General features: G+C 80.9%; 2 protein-coding genes. Both read left to right on the top strand.

The features are described 5' to 3' along the window. Window positions 1-826: phosphotransferase family protein (locus tag ACTUAL_RS16535; RefSeq protein WP_440900896.1), on the top strand; the 826-nt coding region annotated here is incomplete at its 5' end. Beyond that, window positions 823-1,626, top strand: an 804-nt coding sequence (locus tag ACTUAL_RS16540) for a hypothetical protein (protein WP_440900897.1), incomplete at its 3' end; no start/stop codon positions are given. The genes ACTUAL_RS16535 and ACTUAL_RS16540, both read left to right, overlap by 4 nt.

Consider the following 1,626-nt stretch of genomic DNA (forward strand, 5'->3'; position numbering starts at 1 on the left):
CGGGCCCAGTCTGTGGCAGGCCGGCACCGGGGCCGCGGTCGCGGCGGGCGCGGACCCGGCCCCCGCCGTCCGGAAGGTCCTGCTGGAGGCCACCGGCGACCTCGTGCCGTCGCTCGGTCGGCTGCACCGGGCGACCCGCGACCTGGTGGGTGCGGCGGACCGGTCGGGCGCTCTCGCGGACCCGGCGCCGCCGTGGGGGCTGCGGCTGCTGGACGGTGACGCCCCGCCCGAGCTGTGGGCGAGCCCGCCGATCGCGCGGCTGCTGCGCCGCTGGGCCCTGCCCGGGGAGGCCCCCGGTGGCGCGGAGGGCGACGGCGAGCGCGTCGCCGCGGTGCGGGCGCTGCAGGAGGCGCGGCGGCGCTGGCAGCCGATGTGCCTGGTCCACGGCGACCTCACCCACGCCAACGTCGTGCTGCGCCCCGGGGCGGGTCCGGTGCTGCTGGACTGGGAGATGGCCCGGGTCGGCGACCCGGCCTGGGACCTGGCGGCCCTGCTCGCGCCGCTGCTGGTCGTGGCCCCGCAGGAGCGGGCGTGGACGTCGGAGGAGGTGGCCACCGCCGCTGCCGTGGTCCGCGCCCATGCGGCCGCGAGCCGCCTGCCGGCACCCGCGCTGGCCCGCCGCACCGTCCTGTACGTCGGGGTGTGGCTGCTCGTCACCGCGGTGCAGGTGCGCTCGCAGGCCGCCGCCGACGTCCCCGCGGACCAGCTCGACGGTGACGACGCCGCCGCGCTCGCCGGGCGCGCCCGCTCGGTCCTCGCCGACTGCGACCGCGCCACCGACCGGCTGCTGGAGGCCCTCGACGCCGCCTCGACGGGACGGTCGTGACCGCGCCCGCGGCGCTGCGACGGCTCGCCGGGACGGCCGCGACGGCCGGGACGGCCGCGACCGGCACGGTCGCCGGACCCCCGCGCCCGGTGGACCTGCAGCTGCCGCTCGCGCGACGGCTGCTGCGCGACGGGGCGGACGCCGAGCGGCTGTACGTGCAGTGGTTCCACGGCACTCCCGAGCAGGCCCGGACGCGTTTCCCCGCGCCCGCGGCCTACGTGGCCGCGACCACGGACGCGGACCGCTTCGAGCCCGGGTGGCGCGTGGTCGGGCCGGGCGGGGCGCCCGGGCTGCTGCACGTCCGGCGGGGCGACGGCGTGGAGCGGCTCGTGGCGGCGCCCGGCTACGTGCCGGTGGGCGTGCTGGTGGCGGGGGTGGCGGACGAGGTGCGCGCCGACCCGCTGACCACCGCGACCAGCGGCGGTTTCTGGCACGTGTGGTCGGCCGGCTGGCGCGAGCAGGGCGCCCCGGACCGCATCGTGCGCGTGTACCTGTCGGCCCGGCCCGGCCGCGAGGTGGCGGTCGCCGGGGCGCTGGTGGCGGCGGCTCCGGTCACGGACCGGTGGTACGCCAAGGCCGCCACGGGCGAGCACGGGCAGGCCCGCCGCGACACCGTCGTGCTGTACCTGCCCGGGGACGCGCCGCTGCCGGGCTGGACCGCCGACGTCCTCGCCCGGACCGCCGGGTGGCGGGCCGACCCGCCGCCGCCCGGGACGTGGCGCCTCGGCCCCGGGGCCGGGGCGGCCGACGACCCCGGTGACGGTCGCAGCCTCGGCCAGGCCGTGAGCGCGGCGCTCGCC

The sequence above is a fragment of the Actinosynnema sp. genome (assembly GCF_052038725.1).